Genomic DNA, 7,888 nt, shown 5'->3' with positions numbered 1-7,888 from the left:
GGACCCTATATAGCTATATATAGCTATAGGTGTTGGGGGTAAAAGAAAAATTGAAGGTAGAAATCTGGCTGTTTCATATAATAGTAAAGAGAAGATCGAATACAGTAATGATGACCCAACCACTTTTAACAATGAAGAAGGATCAGGCTTGGGGGTTATGAGAAGGTTTGATTACGGGTTGAATGGAATAGCAGGATTTCAACTCAATAAAGTCATGATTGCCTTAAATTACGGATATGGCCTGGCTAAACTGCAATCAGGATCAAATAGTTCGGTTGACAATAACAATAAACACCGGGTTTTAAGTATTTCTGTTGGCTTTAAGTTGTAGATATGTAAATTATTAAGTCCGGGATTACAGGTAGCAACGAGTACCTGTGGTCCCGTTTTTTTTACAAAAGAAGAACTATTTTCAAATTATTGTAACCTCATCTAAAGCCACTAGTATGAAGCATTAAAAACTGTTCAATTAAAGAGAAACAAAATTTGCTTTTCGATATAATTGAGCCATAAATTTTCCCGATGGCTCTTCGATATATTGCTCCACCTCACTGAGACCATTGCTAATTTTGACACAAACTAAAAGTGTGCGCTCCCAATTAATAGCTCTATAATAATATCGCTTGTGATGGGAGTCTACAATATCCATTACTATAGTGGGATGTTCAATGGTTTTTGCAACTCGTAAATAAAGAAGATCGGAATGTACAAAGTTGTAATCTTTATCTAATAAATACATTCCAATAAAGACCGGCCGTTCTGAATGGTCAAGAGCATGGCGTAGTATTGTCATAGTTAATGGGTTCTACTGGTTATAAAAAGTTATACTCCAGGCAAAGTATTACCAACCAAAACCCTTAACCGATTCAAATTTATAGAAAATAAATGTAATTAAACATTTAATAATTGCTAAAAATATTTGGCCCGTTAGCCAAATTGAAAAGTATGATTTGAATTATATTCATTAGCGTGGTATTGCGTTATTTCTAAGCCCTGATTTATATTTGTGGTATTTCTTTAAGATCATCTGTATTTATTTAAGACGGACGGGTTTGGAAACGTAATCGTTCATTTCTCCATTTATGCATAGATCTTTTACATCTGCCATTACATCTGCCGTTAGAGCGACTATTCTTACAATACCCATCACATTGCGGATACCACTGCTGAATAGAACGCCTGAAGGCGGATTTGCGCCGTACGGAGCGGGAACGTGATATTTTAAAAATCCTTGAAAATCTTGGGCCGTTGGATATAAAAACCGTGTATATGACCATCGACAAAATGCAAGGTTGAATACCCATTCAGCAGCTATGCCAGGTACTGTCAATCAGCATAAGCAGCTATTACGATTGGCACAAATCAAAAACCCACAAGGTCAATCCTGTCAGTATAATGATGGAGGATCAGGCGATAGACGTTTTTAGGCCCATAAGAGCCGCTACGGCACTGGAAGGATCATGGCGGAGTTGCGAGCCAGGATGTCCAGAATGAGCCGTTATCGGGTCCGCAACGCCCTTTCCCGCAACGGGTTAAAAGCTATTCAGCCAAGAGATCGTTTGTGCCCAAAACAACGAACGGCCGTCAATGCTTCGATACCGGAAATATTCCTGACAGGCTGCTCCTCAGCAGAGCCTGTTTCCGCTTCTTTCCGGTAAAACAGATGTATGTACATACTTAGTGTATGCGAATAAAAAAACTTTTACAACTCGATGTGGACAAGTAGGATAAATATGAGCCTTTATTTAGTCTATTACAATTTTATAGTGTGGATCTTCCATTACATTTACCTCGATAATTTCATCGGCGTTTTTCAAAAGTAGCCGGCAATCGTCACTAAGATGCCTCAGGTGCAAAATTTTCCCTTCGCTTTTATAACGTTCTGTCAATTTATTCAGCGCTTCAATGGCGCTCATATCCACTATACGGCTTTCTTTAAAATCAATAATCACTTCTTTTGGATCGTTTATTGTATCAAATTTTTCGTTGAAAGCAGTAATCGATCCAAAGAAAAGGGGGCCATATATTTCATAATGTTTCACTCCTTTTTCATCAACGTACTTTTTAGCGCCTATTCTTTTAGCGCTTTCCCAGGCAAAGACTAACGCTGAAATAATTACCCCTACAAGTACTGCCAGGGCAAGATTGTGTAATAATACAGCAATAACGGCAACAAGAATGCCTACAAAAATATCGTGCAGGGGCATTTTGCCGATCATTTTAATGCTGCTCCATTCAAAAGTCCCGATCGCAACCATAATCATTACACCTGTAAGAGCAGCCATAGGGATCCTTTCTATTAATGAAGAGCCGAACATAATAAATACGAGCAACATTACGGCTGCAACGATCCCTGAGAGCCTTGCCCTGGCGCCTGATGAGATGTTAATTAAACTTTGTCCGATCATGGCACAGCCTCCCATTCCGGAGAATAAACCAGTCACTATATTAGCTGCACCCTGGGCTACCGCCTCCTTGTTTCCTCTTCCTCTTGTTTGGGTAATTTCATCAACCAGGTTAAGTGTAAGAAGGCTTTCAATTAAACCGACTCCTGCAACGATGGCGGCATAAGGAAAGATTAAAGACAGGGTTGCCCAGGTAAAAGGAACATCGGCTATATGAAATGGAGGAAATCCACCTTTAATGGATGCAATATCTCCAACTGTACGGGTATCGATATTAAATCCGATTACAATGGCTGAAATGACCAGGATAGCAGCCAAAGACGAAGGAAATGCCTTGGTGAATTTAGGCAGTCCCCAAATGATCAGCATAGTTAAAAGAACCAAACCAAGCATCAAATACAATGGACTTCCGGTAAGCCAGTGTGATACACCCTGCGCATCAGTAGTTTTAAATTGAATCAGTTGAGACATGAAAATTACTACTGCCAGGCCATTTACAAATCCGAACATTACCGGATGAGGAACCAGTCTTATAAATTTCCCTAATCGCAGAACACCAGCCAACACCTGAAGAATCCCTGCCAAAACTACAGTCGCAAAAATGTATTCCGTACCATGAGATTTTGCTAAAGCCACAATCACAACAGCTATAGCTCCAGTTGCCCCAGAGATCATGCCCGGTCGACCACCAAAGACAGATGTAACCAGTCCAATAGTGAAAGCAGCATATAGCCCTGTAAGAGGAGATAAACCAGCAATCAAGGCAAAGGCTACAGCTTCGGGGATCAATGCCAGTGCGACGGTTAAACCGGATAGAATTTCAGTCTTGTAATTGACCCTTTGAGTAAAATCAAATAAATTAAAGTAAGCCTTCATGCAATGATGGTTATTTAAAAGAAGAAAATATGTAACTATTAATTGAAATGGGAAATGTGCACCACGAATTGTAGCGCATAACACAGGATAGTCTGATTATTAAGGTGGAGAAACCTGAGAAGATGTAATTTTCCTATTCATTTTGGGCGCGAAGGTAAGAAATTTTTCCAATACTATTCAGTTTGGATGTATTCGACAAATTGCTAATCGTCAATCTGGATTAATAAAATAACTGATAAGTATCGGCAATTGATTTATTCTAATAGGCTTTTCTCAACATATCGGCAAACTCATTTGGTAAAGGACTTTCTTCAACAGCTTTTGCTGGAATTTCAACGTCATAAGTGAAGCGTATAAATTGAACAAAGATACTATCATCCTCTGTGGTACTATTCTCGTCAATGGTCAAAATAACGAAGCCATCTTGCGGATTTCGGGGCTTTGCCAAGGTATTCATGCGGGATGCTACTCCGTCTGTTTACAGGTTATGAAAAACGCTTTTCCGCTGTTCTTACCAATCCACCTTTCGGCGTTCTCGATAAACCTGTTTACTATGAAACTTTTAAGATCATCACGGAAAGGTTTTATATGTAGCCAAAGAAGAAGGGCTGGATATGACCTTACAAAAGAAGTTGCAGGATAAAAGTGTGATGCAACCCAACCTGTTAAACGACCAAAGATGGCAGGTTCCGCGGTGCCAATATCTTCCAGCATGATGTGGATGTGGTGATTGAAATACCGGAAAAAGGTAAGGCCGTACAGTTTGGCCGGTTGAACCAGGGCAGGGAGATGGAAATATTTGAAGCCGCGTAAATATTACACTATTGCAAATGATTTAAAACCAATCTTATGATAAGGCATGAGGAATTAATTGCCATGCGGGCCATTGCATTATGTTTCAAACCATTTTTAAAACCGGTGGAAGCATGTATTTACACCAATTTGGGACGAACACAGTTCGTCAAGAAATGCGAGGCGTTTGGGGTTTATAAAAATAATAGTGGTGATTATAAAAGGAAGGAAATTGATAAGATGCTGGCTGGGAGGGAAACTTATTTCCTGCAAACGTAATACGATCGATTAAGAAAACGTGAAAAACACCGTTTTTGGGTTAACTAAATATTTGTAAAATGGAGCGTTAAAATGAATGCTTTATTATGGAATGGCTGATTCAACTATTGCCTCTGTTTTTCAGAACAGCCCTTTAAAATTAATTGGCTAGATTCAAAAAATACGGCATCTGCTCCGGCGACGGCGAATAACTAATAGCCAAACTGCGTGTCAAAGCGTGTGTGCTTGGCGGTGTGAAACTGCGTGTCATTTGTGTGTCAGAAATAGTGGTAGAAAGCGCGAAAAATGACACATTTTTGACAAGCACTAAATAAAAAAGCCGTGTAAATCAATGATTTACACGGCTAATATGTGCCCAGGACTTGAATCTTTGCATCCTAGTTATCAGTTATTTATGGCCTCTGCTTGTCAAAAGTTTGATAATGGCTACGATATAATTGCACTAATGAATATTAAGATGCAAAATCCCTTAAAGTTTCTTGTCGAATGTAAACGGTATTCAAAAAAGAAAGTGGGAATAGAGATCATTCGAGGTTTTATTGAAGTCATTAGCTCAGAAAAAGCAAATAGGGGGATAATCGTAACCACTTCTTACTTCACAAAAGGAGCATTAAAAAAGCCACAACAGATGCCACACCTTCTAGAATTACCCAATAAGGATAAAGTTATTGAATGGGTGAACGATTATTTTAAATCGCCTCAATTATGATTTAGTCTATCAGACATTTTCTATGAGCCAATAATCAATAAGTTTTAACGAATGATGAAATGCCAGATGTAAAATTAGTCAAAACTTCCAAGCTTTCAGAAGATCGGGCAAGTGATCTTTTTACTACAGGTTTTTTTTTCCCTTTATGGTTATTTTTGAGTTCCTTCAAACTTAATTATATTTGAAACCTTGATATTATCATATACCATTCCATTAACCAATGATTTTAAGTTATGAAAAAAGCTACATTTATTATTGTATTTGTTTTTCAAACAATTAACCTTTTAGCTCAGACAAGTTGTGATGACTTAAAAAAAGAAAATGAGTATTTAAAAAAGGCATTGAGTATTACCACTCCAGTTAAAACAGTATCTGGCCCTAATGTTGATTTTAATTTAATAAAGTGCGAAGGTGATAGTAAACAACAAAAGTTAACAGTAGTTTTTACTGTTTTAAATCATGATGCTAATAAATACTTTTTTATGGACAAAGCTGATGCTATTGATGTAGAAGCTAATCAGTATCATACAACTTCAACTCTTATCGGGAGCAGAAGTGTATCCAATACTATTTATACTGAAACACCTGTAAAAGCATCAATAGAATTTTCTAAAATTCTGCCTTCTGTTAAAATGTTGAAACTTGTAAGTATTCCTTACGCTTTAGGTAACCAGGTAAACTTAGCATTTGAATTCAGAGATATTCCTGTAACCTGGAAATAGTTAATTTATCTAAATAGAATAATCGAGTCTTGCACTGTCAGGACCAAATAATTAAACGATACTATTTATGGCATTGTCTTTTCATCTGCATTTAGGTTTTACAGTGAGTTAGTATTATATTAATAGTTGCAACAATTTTTTGTAGAATAAGGTTTAATAAAAATTTGCAAATTTACGATCCTCTTCATCGTTATCAATGTAAAGAACGATTTTCAAATCATCTTCTGGCCGATTACCTGTATTTATCTAAATAACTCACATAAGGTTTTTGAAGCGACCTTAATGATATTATTCACAGCCTAGATTCAAATCATTAAGACGGATAGGTATTTTCACTTACCCGCGCTTTTTATTTAGAATTTCTTTTGTCAAAATTTGTCACGGATTGTTTAATGCTAATGGCAGCGATATAACCCCGGGGTTATCGATTATTAAGGACTTGACTTAAGGCAAGATTATAAACACCGCTTGGAAATATTCGTTTGAGTTACTAACGTTGTAACCTATTCCCAACCAATTTTACATCTTTTATTCCCGGACAAGTACTTCACATGTTAATCTGTTCCCCTGATACTCCCTAATCAAATAAGGTAGGCATTTTACGCCTGGCTTTGACTTTTTAACCCCTAATCTAACCGACTATGATGCGACTGAATCCTATAGTCATGCTCATGGCATGCTTGTTTATTGCCCATATGTCACCAGCACAGGATAGTCTATGTCTTACGGATAAGGTATCATCATTTCCCGCCTATTTTTTAGATAAGATAAACAAAAGAACATCCGGTTTAGAAGCTGCTATAATTAGCAAGACGGAACGCTATTTAAAAAAGGTTTCCAAAGAGGAAAGGCGATTGAAGAAAAAACTCTTCAGAAAGGATTCTGCTGCTGCCAGCCAATTGTTTCCCGACCCTGCTTCGCAATATAGATCCTTTCAAAATAGTATCACGGAGAAAATAAATATATCAAAAAGCAAAGAATATATTCCTTTCCTGGATACCCTCACTACTTCATTACACTTCCTTGAAAAGAATGCAACATTTCTGAACAACTCTTCTGTGCAGCAATCCTTGTTGCGTATCAATAAAATGAAAGATCAATTCCAGGCGGCAAAGGAATTACAACGGTATATGCAAGACCGGCGCAAAAAGATTCGTGAGCAATTGGGAAAACTAAACATGCTTAAGGAACTAAAACAGTACAATAAAAAACTGTATTACTACCAGGCGCAGGTTGAAGAATATAGAACTCTCTTTAATCAACCAGGCAAGTTGGAGCGAAAAGCCATCGATATGCTAACCAGGACAAAACGTTTCCAGGAGTTTATGGCAAAAAATAGTTTGTTGGCATCTTTATTTCCTCAAAGTATTGGCGCTAATAATCTCGCTACACAGACAGCCTTACCGGGACTGCAATTTACCTCGCAGGTGAATACACTTATACAGCAAACAATAGGAAGCGGCCCCAATGTACTTCAATCCATACAATCGAACATGCAACAGGCACAAAGCCAGCTACAGCAATTGAAGGACAAGGTGAATGCAATGGGTAAAAGTGATGAAGATGCCAATATGCCTGATTTTAAACCTAATAGCCAACGCACGAAAAGCTTCTGGAGTCGGTGGGAACTTGGCACAAACCTACAAAGCATTAGAAGCAATACATGGTTGCCATCGGCTACACAAATTGGTTTTTCAGCCGGATATAAGCTAAACGACAGATCGGTTGTGGGAGTGGGAATGGCTGGTAACATCGGATGGGGTAAAAGTATAAAACATCTGGTGGTGAGTTATGAAGGGGTTGGGGCGAGAGGTTATTTTGATTGGAAACTAAAAGGCTCCTTTTGGCTGAGTGCCGGTTATGAGATGAACTACCGGTCTGCCTTCAACCGCATTGAACAATTACAAACACTCAATGTGTGGCAGCAAAGCGGTTTAGTTGGGATTAGTAAAAAATATAAGGTGAGTAAAAAAATGAAAGGTAGTATGAATCTGCTATGGGATTATCTGAGCTATTCGCAGGTACCAAGAACGCAACCGGTCATTTTTAGATTCGGATATACGTTAAAGTAAAACCCAATTATTATCAGCCTCAAAAAACTCCTA

General features: G+C 38.0%; 8 protein-coding genes. 4 read left to right on the top strand and 4 right to left on the bottom strand.

The window, feature by feature from the left end:
• Positions 1–469: 469 nt before the first annotated feature.
• The 4 genes from A4R26_RS09955 to A4R26_RS09945 form a co-directional block, all read right to left on the bottom strand.
• A complete protein-coding gene (locus A4R26_RS09955) occupies positions 470–793 on the bottom strand; it encodes a hypothetical protein (protein ID WP_081163632.1) in 324 nt (107 codons plus the stop codon).
• A gap of 750 nt (positions 794–1,543) precedes the next feature.
• Entirely contained in the window at positions 1,544–1,675 is a 132-nt protein-coding gene (locus tag A4R26_RS35820) for a hypothetical protein (RefSeq protein WP_278248414.1), read from the bottom strand.
• A gap of 70 nt (positions 1,676–1,745) precedes the next feature.
• Positions 1,746–3,281, bottom strand: coding sequence for a SulP family inorganic anion transporter (locus tag A4R26_RS09950; protein ID WP_081163631.1), 1,536 nt, complete (start codon positions 3,279–3,281; stop codon positions 1,746–1,748).
• Between the two features lie 259 nt (positions 3,282–3,540).
• Positions 3,541–3,738 carry a hypothetical protein gene (locus A4R26_RS09945; RefSeq protein WP_081163630.1) on the bottom strand — a complete coding sequence of 66 codons (198 nt, stop codon included), beginning with the start codon at positions 3,736–3,738 and terminating at the stop codon, positions 3,541–3,543.
• 392 nt (positions 3,739–4,130) lie between these two features.
• Here A4R26_RS09945 and A4R26_RS09935 point away from each other — a divergent pair, with 392 nt between their 5' ends.
• From A4R26_RS09935 to A4R26_RS09920, 4 genes are all read left to right on the top strand, one after another.
• Positions 4,131–4,352, top strand: coding sequence for a hypothetical protein (locus A4R26_RS09935; RefSeq protein ID WP_081163628.1), 222 nt, complete (start codon positions 4,131–4,133; stop codon positions 4,350–4,352).
• Positions 4,353–4,683: 331 nt separating this feature from the next.
• Positions 4,684–5,061, top strand: a complete 378-nt coding sequence (locus tag A4R26_RS09930; protein WP_081163627.1) for a restriction endonuclease — start codon at positions 4,684–4,686, stop codon at positions 5,059–5,061.
• Between the two features lie 233 nt (positions 5,062–5,294).
• Entirely contained in the window at positions 5,295–5,783 is a 489-nt protein-coding gene (locus A4R26_RS09925; protein ID WP_081163626.1) for a hypothetical protein, read from the top strand.
• Between the two features lie 641 nt (positions 5,784–6,424).
• Positions 6,425–7,855, top strand: a complete 1,431-nt coding sequence (locus tag A4R26_RS09920) for a hypothetical protein (protein WP_081163625.1) — start codon at positions 6,425–6,427, stop codon at positions 7,853–7,855.
• Positions 7,856–7,888: the final 33 nt, after the last annotated feature.

The organism is Niastella populi (assembly GCF_002078015.1).
GTDB lineage: Bacteria > Bacteroidota > Bacteroidia > Chitinophagales > Chitinophagaceae > Niastella > Niastella populi.
This window is presented reverse-complemented; position numbering and strand designations above follow the sequence as displayed.

Coding starts and splice junctions, on each gene's coding strand:
- A4R26_RS09955 (WP_081163632.1), bottom strand. CDS start 793: ATGACAATACTACGCCATGCTCTTGACCATTCAGAACGGCCGGTCTTT.
- A4R26_RS09950 (WP_081163631.1), bottom strand. CDS start 3,281: ATGAAGGCTTACTTTAATTTATTTGATTTTACTCAAAGGGTCAATTAC.
- A4R26_RS09935 (WP_081163628.1), top strand. CDS start 4,131: ATGATAAGGCATGAGGAATTAATTGCCATGCGGGCCATTGCATTATGT.
- A4R26_RS09945 (WP_081163630.1), bottom strand. CDS start 3,738: ATGAATACCTTGGCAAAGCCCCGAAATCCGCAAGATGGCTTCGTTATT.
- A4R26_RS09925 (WP_081163626.1), top strand. CDS start 5,295: ATGAAAAAAGCTACATTTATTATTGTATTTGTTTTTCAAACAATTAAC.
- A4R26_RS09930 (WP_081163627.1), top strand. CDS start 4,684: ATGATTTACACGGCTAATATGTGCCCAGGACTTGAATCTTTGCATCCT.
- A4R26_RS35820 (WP_278248414.1), bottom strand. CDS start 1,675: ATGTACATACATCTGTTTTACCGGAAAGAAGCGGAAACAGGCTCTGCT.
- A4R26_RS09920 (WP_081163625.1), top strand. CDS start 6,425: ATGATGCGACTGAATCCTATAGTCATGCTCATGGCATGCTTGTTTATT.